The 16,705-nt window shown below is 67.1% G+C and carries 12 protein-coding genes and 1 pseudogene; 6 read left to right on the top strand and 7 right to left on the bottom strand.

Going from position 1 to position 16,705, the window contains the following annotated elements; all coding sequences use genetic code 11:
• Positions 1 to 15 precede the first annotated feature (15 nt).
• From ACWPQI_RS08150 to ACWPQI_RS08125, 6 genes are all read right to left on the bottom strand, one after another.
• Positions 16 to 654, bottom strand: coding sequence for an isochorismatase family protein (locus ACWPQI_RS08150; RefSeq protein ID WP_029542763.1), 639 nt, complete (start codon positions 652 to 654; stop codon positions 16 to 18).
• Positions 651 to 2,138: an MFS transporter gene (locus ACWPQI_RS08145; RefSeq protein WP_474738738.1), complete on the bottom strand. Its 1,488-nt coding sequence runs from the start codon at positions 2,136 to 2,138 to the stop codon at positions 651 to 653. The genes ACWPQI_RS08150 and ACWPQI_RS08145 overlap by 4 nt, the downstream gene beginning before the upstream one ends.
• Entirely contained in the window at positions 2,131 to 3,783 is a 1,653-nt protein-coding gene (locus tag ACWPQI_RS08140; protein WP_474738737.1) for an amidase, read from the bottom strand. Before ACWPQI_RS08140 ends, ACWPQI_RS08145 begins: the two co-directional genes overlap by 8 nt.
• Positions 3,780 to 4,748, bottom strand: a complete 969-nt coding sequence (locus tag ACWPQI_RS08135; protein ID WP_474738736.1) for a carbon-nitrogen hydrolase family protein — start codon at positions 4,746 to 4,748, stop codon at positions 3,780 to 3,782. The genes ACWPQI_RS08140 and ACWPQI_RS08135 overlap by 4 nt, the downstream gene beginning before the upstream one ends.
• A 73-nt stretch (positions 4,749 to 4,821) precedes the next feature.
• Positions 4,822 to 5,907 (bottom strand): pyrimidine utilization protein A, encoded by a 1,086-nt coding sequence (gene rutA, locus ACWPQI_RS08130; RefSeq protein ID WP_474738735.1) that lies wholly within the window; start codon positions 5,905 to 5,907, stop codon positions 4,822 to 4,824.
• 127 nt (positions 5,908 to 6,034) lie between these two features.
• Complete coding sequence (locus ACWPQI_RS08125; protein WP_474738734.1) at positions 6,035 to 7,087, bottom strand: LacI family DNA-binding transcriptional regulator; 1,053 nt, start codon at positions 7,085 to 7,087, stop codon at positions 6,035 to 6,037.
• Positions 7,088 to 7,434: 347 nt separating this feature from the next.
• Between ACWPQI_RS08125 and ACWPQI_RS08120 the strand changes: the two genes are divergently transcribed.
• The 6 genes and pseudogenes from ACWPQI_RS08120 (at position 7,435) to ACWPQI_RS08095 (ending at position 15,034) form a co-directional block, all read left to right on the top strand.
• Positions 7,435 to 8,067 (top strand): transposase, encoded by a 633-nt coding sequence (locus ACWPQI_RS08120; protein WP_237658190.1) that lies wholly within the window; start codon positions 7,435 to 7,437, stop codon positions 8,065 to 8,067.
• Between the two features lie 169 nt (positions 8,068 to 8,236).
• Positions 8,237 to 11,929 carry a DEAD/DEAH box helicase gene (locus tag ACWPQI_RS08115; protein ID WP_474738733.1) on the top strand — a complete coding sequence of 1,231 codons (3,693 nt, stop codon included), beginning with the start codon at positions 8,237 to 8,239 and terminating at the stop codon, positions 11,927 to 11,929.
• A complete protein-coding gene (locus ACWPQI_RS08110; RefSeq protein ID WP_050034960.1) occupies positions 11,926 to 12,504 on the top strand; it encodes a TerD family protein in 579 nt (192 codons plus the stop codon). Before ACWPQI_RS08115 ends, ACWPQI_RS08110 begins: the two co-directional genes overlap by 4 nt.
• 87 nt (positions 12,505 to 12,591) lie before the next feature.
• Positions 12,592 to 13,722 (top strand): DUF475 domain-containing protein, encoded by a 1,131-nt coding sequence (locus tag ACWPQI_RS08105; protein WP_140188468.1) that lies wholly within the window; start codon positions 12,592 to 12,594, stop codon positions 13,720 to 13,722.
• Positions 13,723 to 13,807: 85 nt separating this feature from the next.
• A pseudogene (locus tag ACWPQI_RS08100) lies at positions 13,808 to 14,227 on the top strand (TerD family protein); the annotation flags it as partial.
• A gap of 171 nt (positions 14,228 to 14,398) precedes the next feature.
• Positions 14,399 to 15,034 (top strand): TerD family protein, encoded by a 636-nt coding sequence (locus tag ACWPQI_RS08095; RefSeq protein WP_474738843.1) that lies wholly within the window; start codon positions 14,399 to 14,401, stop codon positions 15,032 to 15,034.
• A 159-nt stretch (positions 15,035 to 15,193) separates the two neighbouring features.
• Here the strand turns inward: ACWPQI_RS08095 and ACWPQI_RS08090 are convergent, their stop codons facing one another.
• On the bottom strand, positions 15,194 to 16,666 hold the full coding sequence (locus ACWPQI_RS08090) for a hypothetical protein (protein ID WP_474738732.1): 1,473 nt from the start codon (positions 16,664 to 16,666) through the stop codon (positions 15,194 to 15,196).
• Positions 16,667 to 16,705: the final 39 nt, after the last annotated feature.

Here is a 16,705-nt window from a genome sequence, read left to right as displayed (position 1 = left end):
CCAGAGCTACCGGAATCACGCCCGGGCGAGGTAGGACTGGGCGCGGGTCAGCGGCCAGACCTCGGCCATCTTCTGCTGCATGTCGAACAGGTTCGAGTGGTGGATGGCCGGATCCCGGTCCCCCACGGCGTCTTCCACGACGATGGGGATGTAGCCGTGCTGCATCGCGTCGAGCGTCGTCGCGCGCACGCAGCCGCTCGTGGACAGGCCTGCGATGAGGACGGTGTCCACCCCGAGCGACGTCAGGTACGAGTTCAGCGACGTGCCGAAGAACGCGCTCGCGTATTTCTTGGTCACGAGCAGCTCGGCGCACGTCGGCTCGAGGCCGTCGATGAGTTCCCCGTACGGGCTGCCCTCGCAGAACGCGACGAGCGTGCCCGACTTCTTGAAGAACACCCCGGCGTCGGCGCCGTCGGCGCGCAGCCGCACCTCGGTGATCACGACGGGGATGCCGGCGGCGCGGGCGTCGGCGAGCAGCGTGCGCATCGCCGCGACGTTCTCCTCCACCCCGGCGTAGAGCGGGCAGTCCGGGTCGATGTAGGCGCGGGCCGGATCGACGACGATCAGGGCCGGGCGGGTGCCGGGCTGAAGTTCCTGCCCGAAGCCGGCGCGGGCGTAGTCGGCCGCCTGGGCGGTGCGGTCGGCGAGGGTCATGCAATGTCCTTCAGGGTCGTGACGGGTTCGAGGGGACGCACGGCGGCGGGCGCGGCGACGTTCCGGCGCGGGAAGGCCAGGCACACGGCGACACCCGCGGCGGCGACGACGGTGAGCGCGAGACCCACCGCGCGGACGTTGTCGACGAACCGCGCCAGTTCGGCGCTGCCGAGCGTGCCGAGGGTGCCGCCGTACGCGGCCTGCCGCGCGGTGGCGCTGAGCCCGACGGTCGCGACGGCCAGCGCCAGCGCGGTGCTGAGCAGGTAGCCGACGTTCTGCAGCGTCGAGCGCAGCCCGTTGGCGATCCCGCGACGTTCCGCGGGCGCGGTGAGCATCAGCGCGCTGGTGCTCGGCGTCATGAACAGGCCGGTGCCGCAGCCGAGGACGAACAGGAACGGCGCCGTCGCTCCCAGCGAGCCGCCGTCCGGCGAGAGCATCAGGGTGACGCCGAGCAGACCGACGGCGTTGAGCGCCATGCCCGTTGCGGTCAGCGTGCGCGGGGTGAAGCGCAGCATGAGCGAGCCCGCGGCGGCGGCCGCGACGACGGTGCCCACCGCGACGGGCATCACCAGCAGCCCGGCCGCGACGGCCGAGATCCCGCCCACCGCCTGCCCGTACAGCGACACGAGCAGCGTCACCGCGTAGGTGGCGACGGCATTGACGAGCACCGCGACGAGGACGAGCGCGATACCCCGGTTGCGGAACAGCGTCAGGTCCACCAGCGGGTGGGTGCGACGGATCTGCACCGCCGCGAACACCGCGCCGAGCACCAGGCTCGCCGCCCCGCACGCCCACGGCAACCACGGCGACGACGTCACCCCCGGCGTCAGCGCCAGCACGACAGCGGTCAGCAGCGCGGTCGACAGCACCGCCCCGGCCAGGTCGAACGGCTCGCGCTCGACGCGCCGGCGAGCCCCGCGCGGGATCACCAGCAGCGACGACGCGATCGCGAGCACCCCCACCGGCAGCACGACGACGAACAGCCCGCGCCAGCCGAACGCGGCCGTCGCGGCACCGCCGATCACCGGCCCGACGACCTGGGCGACCGCCGCGACGGTCGCGTTCCAGCCGAGGGCACGGCCCAGGCTGTGCGGCGGGAAGGTGTCGGTGAGCAGTGCCGTGTTGTTGGTGACGACGGCCGCCGCCCCGACGCCCTGCAGCACCCGCGCCGCGATCAGCCACCCGGCGGTCGGCGCGAGCATGCACAGCCCGGTCGCGACCGTGAACACCGCCAGCCCCGCCAGATACAGCGGGCGCCGGCCGACGATGTCGGCGAGCCGGCCGAACACGAGGATCAGCGCGGTGGTGACGAGCATGTAGCCCAGCAGGATCCACGTCGACTGCGCCGCCGAGGCACCCAGCTCGCGGGTGACGGTGGGCAGCGCGACGGTGAGGCCGCTGATGCTGAGGAAGACCGCGACCACGCCGATACTGGTGGCCGCGAACACCCGCCACGGATGATGCCGTGCGGCAACGCTATCCATCGGCGCGACGCTCGTGGACGCCGGTGACGCCCTGAAGCACGTGCGCCAGGCGCAGGCACGTGTCGTCGGCCCACGGCCGGCCCACGATCTGCACGCCGACGGGCAGGCCGTCGACGAAACCGGCCGGGGCCATCACCGCGGGCAGGCCGAGGTAGTCGAACAGGCCGGTGTTGCGGCCGACGATCGACTGCATGGGGTGGCGCACGCCGTCGATCTCGACGGTGACGTCCGACAGCCGCGCGGCCGTCGCCCCGATGCCCGGGGTGACGAACGCGTCGATCCCGGCGGCGTCGAACGCCTGCACCGTCGCGCGCTGGGCGCCGGCGCGGCGGCGCAGCGAGCGCAGGTAGTCCACCGCCGACGGCACCAGCCCGCGCGCGATGCGCACCTGGGTGCCGATGTCGTACCGTGCGAACCGCTCCAGCGCGCCCTCCTGGTTGGCGGCGAGCTCGCAGGTGAGCACGATGGTGACGTCGTCGTGGAGGCGGTGGGCGTCGGGGATGTCGACGGGCACCACCTCGGCGCCCAGGCCCCGCAGCGCGGCGACGGCCGCATCCCATGCCGCCAGCACGCCCGCGTCGCACAGGTCGGTGAACCACGTGGAGGGGATGCCGAGCCGCACCCCGGCCAGGGACGGCGCACCGGGAGTGCCGGGTTCGGCGAGGCCGGCCTGCACCTGCCGCGCCACCGCATCCGGGGCCGCGGCGGGGTCGAGGCCGTCGGGTCCGGCGAGGACGTCGAGGACGACGCGCAGGTCGGCGGCGGAGCGCGCCATCGGTCCGATGTGGTCGAGGGTCCACGACAGCGACGCGACGCCGGTGCGCGGGACGAGCCCGTAGGTGGGCTTGATGCCGGTGAGATTGCACAGGGCGCTGGGCACACGGATCGAGCCGCCTGTGTCGGTGCCGAGGGCGAGCGGGACGAGACGCGCGGCGAGGGCGCCGGCCGAGCCGGTCGACGAGCCGCCGGTCCAGCGGCGGCGGTCCCACGGGTTGGTGACGGCGCCGTAGCGGGCGTTGTGCGGGGCGCCGCAGGCGAATTCGGTGGTCGCGGTGATCAGGACGGGGATGGCGCCGGCGGCGCGCAGCCGGGCGACGGCCGTCGCGTCGGTGGCGGCGATGCGGTCGCCGGTGGTGTGTGAGCCCGCGGTGACGGGCGCGCCGGCGACGTCGACGATGTCCTTGACGCCGAAGAAGATTCCCTCGAGCGGGCGGGCGGTGCCGTCCAGCCAGCGGCGGCCGGAGTCGGCGGCGGCCTCGTCGGCACCGTCGACGACGGCGAGGATCGCCCCGCCCACGAGCGCCGGGTCGGCCCAGCGGGCGCGCAGTGCGGCAAGCACCGCGGTGGGCGTGGTGGTGCCGGCGGCGTAGGCGGCGAGCAGGTCGAGCACGCCGAGGTCGTGCAACGCCGCGTCGGTGCGCGGGGTGTATTCCACGGCAGGGACGGGCGGGACCGGGACGGGGCTCGCGGCAAGCAGCGCGACGGAATGGGCGGGCTCGGCGGGCGGGGCGTCGGGTGCGGGCGGCAGCGGCGCGAGTCGGGAGGTCTCGAGCAGGGGCGTCATGTCGGCGCGGGCCTGCGGCAGCAGGTCGTCGAGGGTGGTGGCCGCGGCGGCGGTGAGGTCGGGGTAGTCGGTGGTGGTCATCCGCTCACCTCCAGCGGTAGGGCACTCGGCCGGGGCAGCGGCGCGGGCCGGAGGGTGCCGGAGGTGAGGTCGGCGAGCAGGCGCAGCACGTCGGGGCGACGGTCGCGGGCCAGCGGGAAGGCCGCGCGCACGGCCGGGACGGCGTCGAGGTCGAGGGTGAAGCGCAGCGTCTCCCCCGCCCGGTGCGCGGGTGCCTGCGCGACGATCTCGCCGTTCGGGGCGATGACGCACGAGAGGCCGAAGTACTCGACGGTCACGCCGTTGAGGGTTTCCGGCCCGGCGCGGTTGGCGGCCACGATCCACATCTGCGATTCGAGGGCGCGGGTCTGCAGCTCGGCGAGGAACAGGTCTTCGCGGGTGCCGAGGGACGAGACGATCGCGAGCATCACCTCGGCGCCGAGCGCGCGGGCGACCGCCCAGTATTCGGGGAAGGTGCGGTCGTAGCAGATCACGCAGCCGAAGCGGGTGCCGAACAGGTCGGCCGTCGCCGGGGCCTGGCCGGGCGCGAAGTGGTACTTCTCGTCGATGTCGACGTCGCCGACCTTGCTCGCCGGCAGCGAGAGTTTGCGGTAGGCGGGCACCGCGCCGCCGTCGGGGGCGCGCCAGGTGACGACCTCGCCGGTCGGGTCGACGAGCACGACGGAGTTGTGGGTGACGTCGGAGGCGGTGCGCTCGTACAGCCCGAAGGCGATGGCGCAGCCAAGTTCGCGGGCGAGGTCGCCGAACAGCGTGGTGGCCGCGCCGGGAACGGTCTGCGCCCAGGGGGTGCGGTCCACGTCGTGGCTGGTGCAGAAGTAGGGGGTGGTGACGAGTTCGGGCAGCACCACCAGATCGGGGACGGCGCCGGTCGCGTCGGGTGCGGCAGCGGTGCGGACGAGGGCGGCGAGCCGGGCCAGGTTGCCGAGGAGGTCCTCGGTGAGTTCGCCGGCCTGGACGATCGCGACGTCGAGGGTGCGCGGATGCAAGAGGGAACCTCCGGGTGTGGGGTGGCGGGTGGGGGCGCGGCTCGGGGCACGCGCCCCCACCCGCCGCTCGGGGTCAGGCGGCTTCGGCCTGAACGGTGGTGCGGCTCTTCATCAACGGCTGGATGCGGGTACCGAAGTTCTCGATGCCCTCCACGAAGTCGTCGAAGGTGAGCATGATGCCCTTGATGCCCTCGATCTCGGCGACCTCGTCGAGCATCTTCGCAACGGTCTCGTACGAGCCGACGAGGGTGCCCATGTTGAAGTTCACCGCGCCCTCGGGCAGGGAGATGGTCTTGGCGGTCGAGGCGTCGTCGGCGGTCGCGTCGGCGGCGGACTGGCCGGCCATGTAACCGAGGGCGGCCAGGTCGGCGTTGTCGTGGTAGTCCCGCCACTTCGCCTGTGCCGCTTCGTCGGTCTCGTCGGCGATGATCATGAACAGCGTCAGGGCGCCGACGTCGCGGCCCGTCTTGTTCGCCGCCTCGACGAGGGTGGCGGTGGCGTCGGAGATCGCGGTGGGCGTGTTGATGCCCGTGCCCATGATGAAGTTGTAGTCGGCCATCTCGGAGGCGAACTTCATGCCGCTCTTGGACTGTCCGGCCGCGACGATCGGCACGCCGCCGCCGGTGGGGCTCGGCGAGAGGACGCACTCATCCATCGTGTAGTGCTCACCCTTGAAGTTGCTGACGCCGTCGGCCCATAGCTGCCGCATGACGGTCACGTATTCGGTGGCCTGCTGGTAGCGGTAGCCGAAGTACTCCTCGCCCGGCCACAGGCCCATCTGCGTGTATTCGTTGGGCGCCCAACCGGTCACGATGTTGACGCCGAAGCGGCCGGGGGCGATCGAGTCGATGGTCGACGCCATGCGGGCCACCATGGCCGGCGGCAGGGTGAGGATCGGGGTGGAGGCGAACAGCTTGATCTTCTCGGTGACGGCCGCGAGGCCGGCCATGAGAGTGAACGACTCGAGGTTGTGATCCCAGAACTCGGTCTCGCCGCCGAAGCCCTTGAGCTTGATCATCGACAGGGCGAAGTCGAGGCCGTGCTTCTCGGCCTTCTGCACGATCGTCTTGTTGAGCTCGAACGACGGCATGTACTGCGGCGCGCTCTTGGAGATGAGCCAACCGTTGTTGCCGATGGGGATGAAGACGCCGATTTCCATGTCGCTCCTGAAGCTGCGGGGATTCGAAGAAGCGGTGGGGCAACACTGCCCTGCTCGCTATGACTTCGAATGTATGCAGGAGTTATTGCCGGATCGGAGACCGAGGGTAACGGACTTGTTGCCCCGGTTAACGATCTTTGACGGACTGCGCACGTCCCGCTTGGCCGATGGGAGCCGCACTCCCCCGCTGCACCCATTCCACCCCGAAGTTCCGGTGCACCGGCGCGCCCGCCGCGCCGTCGATCCGCGCGAGCAGCAGTTCGGCGGCAGCCGAGGCCATGTCCTCGAGGGGCTGGCGCACCGTCGTCAGGTCGAACATCGACCAACCCGACGCATCGAGGTCGTTGTAGCCGACGATCGACACGTCGTCGGGCACGAGCAGGCCCAGGCGCTTGGTGGCGTCGAGGGTGCCGTAGGCCATGTAGTCCGTCGCACAGAACACCGCCGTCGGCCGGTCCGGCCGGCTCAGCAGCTCCATGCCGCCCTCGAAACCGGTCTTGGCGTCCACCGCGCCGCGGTGGACAAGCGTCTCGTCCAGAGAGACGCCGTGCCTGTCGAGCCCCTCCCGGAAGCCGGTCTCGCGCAGCTTCACGCTCGGGTTCTCCAGCGGGCCCGAGATCAGCCCGATGCGCCGATGCCCCATCTCGATCAGATGGTCCGCGACGAGCCGGCCCCCACCGACGTTGTCCGACGTCACCCGGTCCACCCGGCCGGCCTGGCTGCCGTCGACGTCGCGGTTGAGAATCACCAGCGGGATCTTCCAGTCGATCATCTCCGACACGATCGGCGAGTCCAGCCGCGCCGAGATGAACACGACCCCGTCCACCAGCCCGCCCCGCAGCGCCAGGATGTCCTTCTCCAACGACCCCTCGGTCCGGTCGCTCATCAGCAGCACCCGGTAGTCGTGCTGTGCGAACCGGTCCTGCAGCGTGTTCACCAGCGTCGGATACGACGGATTCCGCAGATCACCACTGACCACCGCGATCGACGACGACCGCCGCGTGATCAGACTCCGCGCCGTGATGTGCGGGACGTACCCCATCTCCTTCGCCAGCGCCTGGATGCGCTTGCGGGTCTCCTCGATAACGCGCGGGTCGCCCCGCAGGGCGCGGGACACCGTCGACTGCGACACGCCTGCGGCGCGTGCGACGTCGTAGCTGGTGACCGACTTGTTGCCCACGAGCGGATTCTAGGTGCGCACCGTCCCTCCCGGCGCGCAGGCTTGCACCCTTCGACGACGGCTTGGACCTGTTCCAGCAGGTTAGAACCGATGCAAGGTGTCCGCATCGGGTATCAGGTTGCTCACAACAACGACCATGCAGTCCGAGAGAGTCCGGCGCTATTCGCAGTCTCGCTCGAACGTCTTTCGCGCTCGGTACGAATGTCTACGGGTTGCCGACCTTTGCGGCGCAGTCCTCGCACGCCCCGCCGCTCCCGGGCAGCACCGTGACTTCGAGAGCCGCCGCAGGCGTTGGTAGGGGGCAACGCGCCGGGGTGTGAGCACAGATCCTGACCGCGCTGCAGGCGTTGGCCGACGCCGCCGGGCAGATCGTGTGGGATGTCAGCGTCGACTCGACCGTCGTGCGCGCCCACCAGCACGCCGACGGCGCTCGTCGATCCCTGCAGCTCGAACCGCCCGGCGGCCTCGAGACCGAACCCGACGACCATGCCCTCGGACGCTCCCGGGGTGGGTGGAGCACCAAGATGCACCTGGGCTGCGAGCAGAACCGCCGGCTGCTGGCGGTGCTGCTCACTCCCGGTCAGCACGGCGACAGTCCGCAGTTCAGCGCGGTGCTCAAGCGGATCCGGGTGCCGCGACTCGGGTCCGGCCGGGCCCGGACCCGACTGGTGCGGCTCCTGGCGGACAATGCCTACAGTTCCCGCGCCAACCGCGCCAACCGCGCCTACCTGCGGCGACATGGCATCAGAGCGACGCTCGCGATCCCGTCCGATCAACTCGCGCACCGCCGCAGACGGGGCTCGCGAGGGGCCGGCCCCCGGCATTCGACCGTCAGGTGTATCGGCAGCGGCACGCGGTCGAGTGCGGCATCAACCAGCACCGGGCGGTGGCCACCCGCTTTGACAAGCTCGCCGTGCGTTATCTGGCCACCGTCCATGTCGCCGCCCTCAACCAGTGGCTATGAATCAGCGGACATTTGAAACACGGCCTAGGGCATACCTGTCACAATTCGGCCGCACTGTGCGACTAAGTTCATAAGTTCGACAGACAGCCAGGAGCAGCCATCAATGATCAAGATGAGGACCACACCAGCGCTCGGCGCCGTGACGTCGCAAGCTGCTGATCTTGCCACGACAACGAGTGGGTGATATGGACATCTTCGGCGTTCACCGCCAATTGGTAGACGACTACCGCTCCTTTACCACCGCCGCTGTCGATGTGCGTGACCCCCGCCTGAAACAGCATGTCGACGAACTGGTGGCACGCGGCGAGCAATGGCCCGAGCCGTGGCTGGCGCTCAATCCGTTGTTCGCCCGCGGCGGGGCGATCGGCGACCTGGTGACCGAGGGGCTTCTGCACCCCGAGTGCGAACGAATCTTCCGCCCCAAGTCGGACTTTTCCGATCGGGGTGCCCGAGCGATCACGCTGCACAAACACCAGCGTGAGGCAGTCGAGGCGGCACGCACGGGCCTGTCGTATGTGCTCACCACGGGGACCGGGTCCGGTAAGTCGCTGGCCTACATCATTCCGATCGTCGATCGTGTGCTCCGGATGCCCGAGCGCACTCCGGGGGTGAAGGCGATCATCGTTTACCCGATGAACGCACTCGCGAACAGTCAGGTCGGCGAGCTCGAGAAGTTCCTGAGGTACGGGTACGCGACGGGTGGCGAGCCCGTGACGTTCGCCCGATACACCGGGCAGGAGAAGGGCGAGGAACGTGAGCGGATATTGCGCGATCCGCCGGACATTCTGCTGACGAACTACGTCATGCTCGAGTTGGTTCTCACCCGTCCTGAAGAGCGCAGGCGCCTGGTGCAGGCGGCGCAGGGCTTGCAGTTCCTCGTTCTCGACGAGCTTCATACCTATCGAGGCCGGCAAGGCGCGGATGTCGCGATGCTGGTTCGGCGCGTGCGCGATGCCTGCCAATCGCCGGACCTGCAGTGTGTCGGCACGTCGGCGACGATGGCGAGTGCTGGCACCGTCGACGACCAGCGCAATGTCGTCGCGCAGGTGGCGAGCCAGATCTTCGGGGCTCCGGTCACCGCCGATCGGGTCATCGGGGAAACACTTGATCGAGCCACCCTCGGCGATCCGAGCGACGTTGCGGGTCTAACCGTCGACGTTCGACGTGGCGGCGCCCGAGGGGACTACGACGCACTCGCCTCGTCCGCCCTCGCTACCTGGATCGAGTCCACCTTCGGTTTGGACGAAGAGCCCGAGACCGGCCGAATCGTGCGTCAGCAGCCTGCACGGGTCCGCGAGTCTGCAGCTAGGCTGGCGGCGCAGACGGCATGCACCGTCGACGAGTGCGAACAGGCAATCCGCGCCACCCTGCTCGCGGGATCGTCGGTTCGGCATCCGGAGACTCATCGGCCGTTGTTCGCCTTCCGGTTGCACCAATTCTTCTCGAAGGGCGACACGGTATACGTCTCGATCGAGCCGCAGGACCGGCGGCACGTCACCTCGACGTATCAGGTAGCCGTTCCAGGCGACGCCGACAAGGCGTTGATGCCGCTGGCATTCTGCCGCGAGTGCGGCCAGGAGTATCTCGTCGTGGCGCGCACCGACGACCACGGCACGGTTCGTTACCGGCCGCGCCGCGACCGCGATGCCAGCGGTGGCGACGAGGCCAACGGCTATCTTTACGTATCTGCCGACCAACCATGGCCCGCGGACCCGTTGGCCGAGGGACGGTTCCCCGAATCCTGGCTCGCGGATGGACAGGTACTCGACCGGCTGCGCAAATACCAGCCGCGGCTGGTACGCGTCGATGTGTCCGGAGCGGAATCCCCCGACGGCCTGATCGCCGCATACGTGCCGTCCCCGTTTCGATTCTGCCTACGCTGCAAGGTCTCCTACGAGCAGAGCCGTGGCAGCGACTTTGCGAAGCTCGCCACGCTCGATGCCGAGGGCCGCAGTTCGGCGGTATCGGTGATCAGTGCAGCGATCGTCCGAGCGTTGAAGCAACTGCCAGCGGATGAACTCGACGAGGATGCGCGGAAGCTACTCACGTTCGTCGACAATCGGCAGGACGCCAGCCTACAGGCCGGACATTTCAACGACTTCGTGCAGATCACGCAGTTGCGAGGTGCCCTGTACCGGGCGGTGAGCACATCTCCGCTTCGGCACGACGACGTCGCCCAGCGCGTCGTCGAAGCATTGGGGTTGGACTTCGCGGATTACGCGCTGCACCCTGACGCGGTCTACGGCCCGCGCACAGCCACCCAACGCGCGTTCAAGGAGTTCATCGAGTACCGCCTCTACACCGACCTCCAGCGCGGGTGGCGGGTCACGATGCCGAATCTCGAACAGACCGGCCTGCTGCGCATCGATTACGAGTCTCTGCGGGAAATCGCCGCCGACACCCACCTGTGGGCCGACTGTCCTGCAGCGCTGCGTGATGCACGCCCCGGTGAGCGCGAGGATCTGGGCCGTATCGTTCTGGACGAGTTCCGGCGCGAGCTTGCCATCGACGTGTACTGCCTCACCGAAGATGGTCACGGGCGCCTCCGACGGCAATCCGAGCAACATCTGACGGGACTCTGGTCGCTACCTCCCCGGGAGCCTGCTCCACCTTTGGCATCGGTGTCGACCCGCACGGGTGCACCGGGTCGGCCCCGGGCGGAAGTTCGCTTGACGGGCCGTTCCGCATTGGGTAAATTCCTCCGGGAGCGCAGCGGTCTGACCAATCCGGATGGCTCATCGCTGGATACAGCCGACGCCCAAGAGATCATCGAGCATCTCCTCGTTGTCTTCGAACGAACCGGATTGCTCACCAAGATCGACCTCCCGAAGCAGGACGGCCCGAGCTATCGGCTGAAAGCATCGGCGTTGATCTGGACCATCGGTGACGGCCGCACCGCAGCCCCCTCCCCACTACGGATGAGCGTGGATCCGGAACGCGGTGCCCGGATCAATCCGTTCTTCCGCGATCTCTACAGCAACACAGCGATGACATTGGCCGGCCTGCACGCACGTGAGCACACCGCGCAGGTAAATACGTCTGCCCGACAGGACCGTGAAGACCGTTTCCGTTCCGGCGAGCTTCCGTTGCTGTTCTGCTCTCCCACGATGGAACTGGGCGTGGACATCGCAAGCCTCAACGCGGTACTGAGGGCTACGTCCAAGTTGCCTTCGTCGAGCGCCATCACGGCGCGGTGTTTGTCGACGACCCGGACGGGAGCGCTGCGCGCCTTCACAAGCTCGGACAAGAAGGCCAGCAAGCGTTGGACACGATCCTTCAGCTCAAGATCGTTCTCCCTCGAATCCACAACCACCCCACTGCGCCATGAGTTACTCCGTACGAGAACGGAGGGAACGCCGACGAACATAGACAACGGCTACGACAACAACGGTCGCTGTGCCCTTCCGATACTCCTGCGCATCTACCTCCCCCGATCGATCCGACTCCCTCGCCGAATACATCTGCCTTCGGCACCGAGATTGTTACATCCGCTCAGCAACCCGGTGCATGCCCGTCCCGGTACTACAGGTAACAGAAACCGGTCGGTCGAGATCGCGCCAATCCGCTCTTCCGGACATTTAGTTGCACCTGCTATGTTGTCGCCCAACAGTCTGTCGGGGGCTGGAGTAGGTGGCGCGGCACCGTACTGCCGTTTGCGTCGCAAGCCCAGAAGTTGCACCCGCAGAAGGAGTTCAGCCACACGAGAGGGACGAATAGCACTCGCACCGGCACCGAGGATCTCCTCGGTGTGTGCTCGCTCCAGATTCGGCGGAACTCCCGCGGCAATTAGATCAACTTCCCGTGGTCGGACAGCATCCGAAATGCAATCCGCCCCGTTGAAATCACGCCTACGCATAAATTCGAAAGGACCCACATGAGCGTCTCTCTTGCCAAGGGCGGCAACGTCTCCCTGTCCAAGGCGACCGACAACCTCACGACCATAACCGTCGGTCTCGGTTGGGACGAGCGCACCACTACGGGCGCGGCCTACGACCTCGACGCGTCGGCGCTGATCACCGGTCCCAACTACAAGGTCCTTTCGGACAAGCACTTCGTCTTCTACGGCAATCTCTCGTCGCCCGACGGCTTGGTCGAGCACACCGGCGACAACCTGACCGGCGACGGAGACGGCGATGACGAGTCGATCCACGTCGACCTCGCTGCGCTTCCGCCCACGGTTACGAACATCTTCTTCGCCGTGTCGATCTACGACGCGGACGTTCGCGGCCAGTCCTTCGGTCACGTTCGCAACGCCTACATCCGCATCGTCGACCGTGTCACGGGCGTCGAGCTGGCTCGTTACGACCTGACCGAAGATGCCTCCACCGAGACCGCGATGATCTTCGGCGAAGTCTACCGCCACAACGCGGAGTGGAAGTTCCGCGCCGTCGGCCAGGGTTACGCGTCCGGTCTGCGCGGCATCGCCCTCGACTACGGCGTCAACGTCGCCTGATTCTTCGGTTCCGTCCGCGTGAGCCGTCGGGATGCTCGAAACGAGAGCATCCCGACGTGTGCGCACCCATAGAGAAAGGCCACGTCCGTGGTTATGCGCATATTCGGCGCATCTTTCGCCGTCACTGTTGTCGCCCTGGTCGTCGCCTTCCTCTACGGCGGTCCTCAGGCCCTGCTGCTCGCAGCCATCCTCGGTGTACTCGAGGTTTCACTCTCGTTCGACAACGCGGTCATCAACGCGACCGTGCTACGGAGGATGAGCGAGTTCTGGCAGAAGATCTTCCTTACGATCGGCATCCTGATCGCCGTCTTCGGCATGCGCCTCGTGTTCCCGCTCATCATCGTCTGGGCAGCTTCCGGCCTCGGCCCGGTCGCGGCATTGGACCTGGCGCTCAATCCGCCGGCCGATGGTGCGGCCTACTTCCCCGACGGTCGCGCAAGCTACGAGACCCTCATCACCGACGCGCACCCGCAGATCGCCTCGTTCGGTGGCATGTTCCTCCTGATGCTCTTCTTGGGCTTCATCTTCGAAGAGAAGGAGATCACCTGGCTGTCCTGGCTCGAGCGTCCGCTGGAGCGGATCGGCAAGCTCGACCAGCTCTCGGTGGTTGTCGCGTCCGGGCTTCTCGTCCTCACCGCGGTGTTCCTCGCACCCGAAGGTAAGTCGTCGACGGTGATGATCGCCGGCACGCTCGGCATGATCACCTACATCCTCGTCAACGGTCTCGGCGAGCTGTTCAACGTCGATGACGAGGGCGAAGAATCGTCCGGTGGCCCCACCGACCTCGCGAAGGCAACCGGCAAGGCCGGCTTCTTCCTGTTCCTCTACCTCGAGGTGCTGGATGCGTCGTTCTCCTTCGACGGCGTGATCGGCGCATTCGCTGTCACGTCCGACCCGATCATCATCGCTCTCGGCCTCGGCTTCATCGGCGCGATGTTCGTGCGGTCGATCACCGTCTACCTGGTCCGGAAGGGCACGCTCGCCGAGTACGTCTACCTCGAGCACGGGGCTCACTGGGCGATCGGTGCTCTGGCGCTGATCCTGCTGTACTCGATCGGCCACCATGTCAGCGAGATCGTCACCGGCCTGACCGGCGTGTTCCTGATCCTCGCGGCCCTCGCCACCAGCATCATCCGGAACAAGAACAACCCCAATGACGAGGCTGACGCGGACGCGGACGAAGATCCGCGGCCCGAGTCGGTAACCGTCAACGCCTGATCAGTTCGACGTGTGGGCAGCCGGCATTCCCGGCTGCCCACACGCATCTCCGCCGAAAGGAGTCGGCCGTAAGGCCGGACACGCCATGCCTACACTTCCCCCCGGAGCGAACACAGTTATCCACGACGGCACCGCGACATTGTCCGTGTCCGGCGCACGCCAGGGCACAGTCGACCTGATGGCCTTCCAGTTGACGGTGGACCAGCGTGTACGGAACGACGACGATTTCATCTTCTTCAACCAACCCAAGTCTCCCGAAGGCGCTGTCCGGCTTATGGGTGCGGATCGAATCTCGTTGGACCTGAATCTCATCCCCGCACACATCCACACTCTGTCCATCGCGGTGGCCCTGGACGAGAGCGTGAGCGGAAGCCTGGCAACAGTCCCCGGTCTCGGCGTCACCCTCGAACAACCGACCGGCCTGGTTGTTCAGGCACCCGCAAGCGGATTGAGTTCCGAGCGGGCAGCGATTCTGATGGAGGTCTATCGTCGTAACGGGACGTGGAAGGTGCGCAACGTCTCGCAGGGATGGAACACCGGACTTTCGGCGCTCGCCACGAATTACGGTGTGGACGTCACCCAGCCGGCACCACCGGCGCCGACACCTACTCCTCCGGCAGCACCGTCACCCAATCCGTCAACGGAACGCCGCGGAGTTCCGCCGTCCCGTCCACCCGTGTCGACACCGGTAGCGCCGCCAGTCACCCTCTCCAAGATCACTCTCGACAAGAGCACCCCCTCGGTGAGCCTCGTGAAGGTCGGCGAGGAGCAGGGGGTCATGCGAGTGAACCTGAACTGGACCACCAGAGGCTCCGGTAAGGGGTTCCTGGGTCGTCTTGCCGGCAGCAACAGCATCGACCTCGATCTCGGCTGCCTGTACGAGATGGCCGACGGAAGCAAGGGCGTCATCCAGGCCCTCGGTGAAGCGTTCGGATCGCGGTACAGCTACCCGTACATCGAACTCGACGGGGACGACCGAACGGGATCCGTAGCGGGCGGCGAGAACCTCTACATCGACCTGTCCAACCCGTCGATCTTCAAACGCATTCTCATCTTTGCGTACATCTATGAGGGCGTACCGAACTGGGCTGCCGCGGACGGTGTGGTCACGCTCTACCGAACCTCTGGTTCCGAGATCGAGGTCCGTCTCGATTCCGGCGACAATCGTGCGCCCATGTGCGCGATTGCGTTGCTGGAAAGCAAGAACGGCGAGATTGACGTCAAGCGCGAAGTCCGCTACATCAAGGGTGACCAGTCCCATCTCGACAAGGCGTACAAGTGGGGAATGCGTTGGACGGCGGGTAGTAAGTAGCAGCTTCTGACACCAGACGGTCGGCAGTTCGCCAGGAAGCGCGGCGCGTCGCGAAGCTGCCCTCCTATGGCAGGCCAATACGGCAAGGCGTCCGTCCCGTCGGGTCGACCGTCCGTACTCGTTCCCGCTGTAGCCGAACCCGTTCGGCTACAGCGGGACTTACCGAGGCGTCCAGAGGAAGCGAATGATGTCCAGGGTCGAGGACCTACGCACCGGTTCGCCTCCAACTTCTCGCTCCGCCATGTTCAGCGCATCCGTCAGCGCACCTGACAGACCGCCTGCTGAGAGCAGCATCGACCCGAGATCGGGCACTTGGAGTGACGCATCGCCCACCACCTCCGGAATTTGCGGAGGGGATACCTGGCGCAACAGGTCGTCGACCCACTCGACATCCCGCTCGGGTTCGAGCAGTCGACTCAAAGGCTCGATGTCCATCCCCGTCACAACTCGACTGGCATCCTGCAGTGCAGGCACATTCACGAAGTTGATACGGGGTGGCGTGAAGACGTGCACTACATCGCTGAGCATCTCCGTCGAACCGTTCGAGTTCGTCGCGACGAGTCTGAACTGTCCGGAACTCTGGAGAGTCACCTGGAGCGAATCGGGAGCACTGACCCCCAGGTCGTGTACCGTGCCCCATGGCGTGTGCAGGACGAGTGCTTCGTGGCCCTGGACCTGCCATCGAACGGTGACCGACTGGCCAGCGAGTCCGTGGCCGGGCTCCACTCGCAAACCGGCGACCTTCGGAAACTCGATGAGTGCGGTGTAGCGACCGTAGAAGTACCGGTACCAATCTTCGGCCGAAGGTCGGCGCTCTCGATCGCTGCCCAGTGCCGCCGCGAACATTTGCACACCAGCGGAGTCGATCTTGCCCTGCACCGCGGTCAGCTTCGGATCGATGCGCATAGACGCGCCGAGCACGTTGTACAGCAACACGGCAAGCTTGAACCGATCCGTCTCGACGTCCTGCTCGCGCGTTGCATTCGCTCCCCTTGCCTCGGGCGGACGCATCCCGGGGGAAGTCGCCTGCGCCAGCGGCGGAGATTTCGACTCGACCCGGACGGGATCCGTGTCGATCAGCATGATGGGACTGTCACGCGACTCGCTGTACAGCACGTTCGTCAGGCTGAGGTCCCCGTAGACCATCCCGTTCCGGTGGAGAAGGTGGAAGGCGCGAGCGAGCCACGCGCAGTATCGAAGCCGAGTACGGACATCGCCGGCCTCGACGACGAGGGATGCTCCGGACTTCCTGGCATGTACCGGGTTCGCCAGCCAGTCGATGCTTCGCATGACCGACGTCGTTCGTTCGACCTGCGAGATCGAGGCTTCCATGAAGTCCTGCGGGACCATGCGCATCAAGAAGCCGACGACGTCACGACCCTTCGTCACGACCTCGCGTGGCCACGTCGTGAACCGGTCGAGGACTTCGCGGTCCTCCTGCGGCATCGACGCTCTGTGTGCGATGAGCACACTCAAGTTCTGGATCTCGGCATGCCCCGGGGTCTTGAACTCCTTGAATGCGCATGTCGGTTCCGAGAAGAGGGAATTGGGGGTATCGACCTTGTAGACCGTGCCGAATCCTCCCGAACCGAGTTCCCGGTGAACCGTCAGGTTCGCTCTGTCGATCGGCACGAATCACCCCTCCTCCGGATCCTCGTACCGAGGGACTCA

This window comes from Rhodococcus sp. LMD, from assembly GCF_056108245.1.
This window is presented reverse-complemented; position numbering and strand designations above follow the sequence as displayed.

Coding starts and splice junctions, on each gene's coding strand:
- rutA (WP_474738735.1), bottom strand. CDS start 5,907: ATGGAAATCGGCGTCTTCATCCCCATCGGCAACAACGGTTGGCTCATC.
- ACWPQI_RS08150 (WP_029542763.1), bottom strand. CDS start 654: ATGACCCTCGCCGACCGCACCGCCCAGGCGGCCGACTACGCCCGCGCC.
- ACWPQI_RS08115 (WP_474738733.1), top strand. CDS start 8,237: ATGGACATCTTCGGCGTTCACCGCCAATTGGTAGACGACTACCGCTCC.
- ACWPQI_RS08145 (WP_474738738.1), bottom strand. CDS start 2,138: ATGGATAGCGTTGCCGCACGGCATCATCCGTGGCGGGTGTTCGCGGCC.
- ACWPQI_RS08140 (WP_474738737.1), bottom strand. CDS start 3,783: ATGACCACCACCGACTACCCCGACCTCACCGCCGCCGCGGCCACCACC.
- ACWPQI_RS08110 (WP_050034960.1), top strand. CDS start 11,926: ATGAGCGTCTCTCTTGCCAAGGGCGGCAACGTCTCCCTGTCCAAGGCG.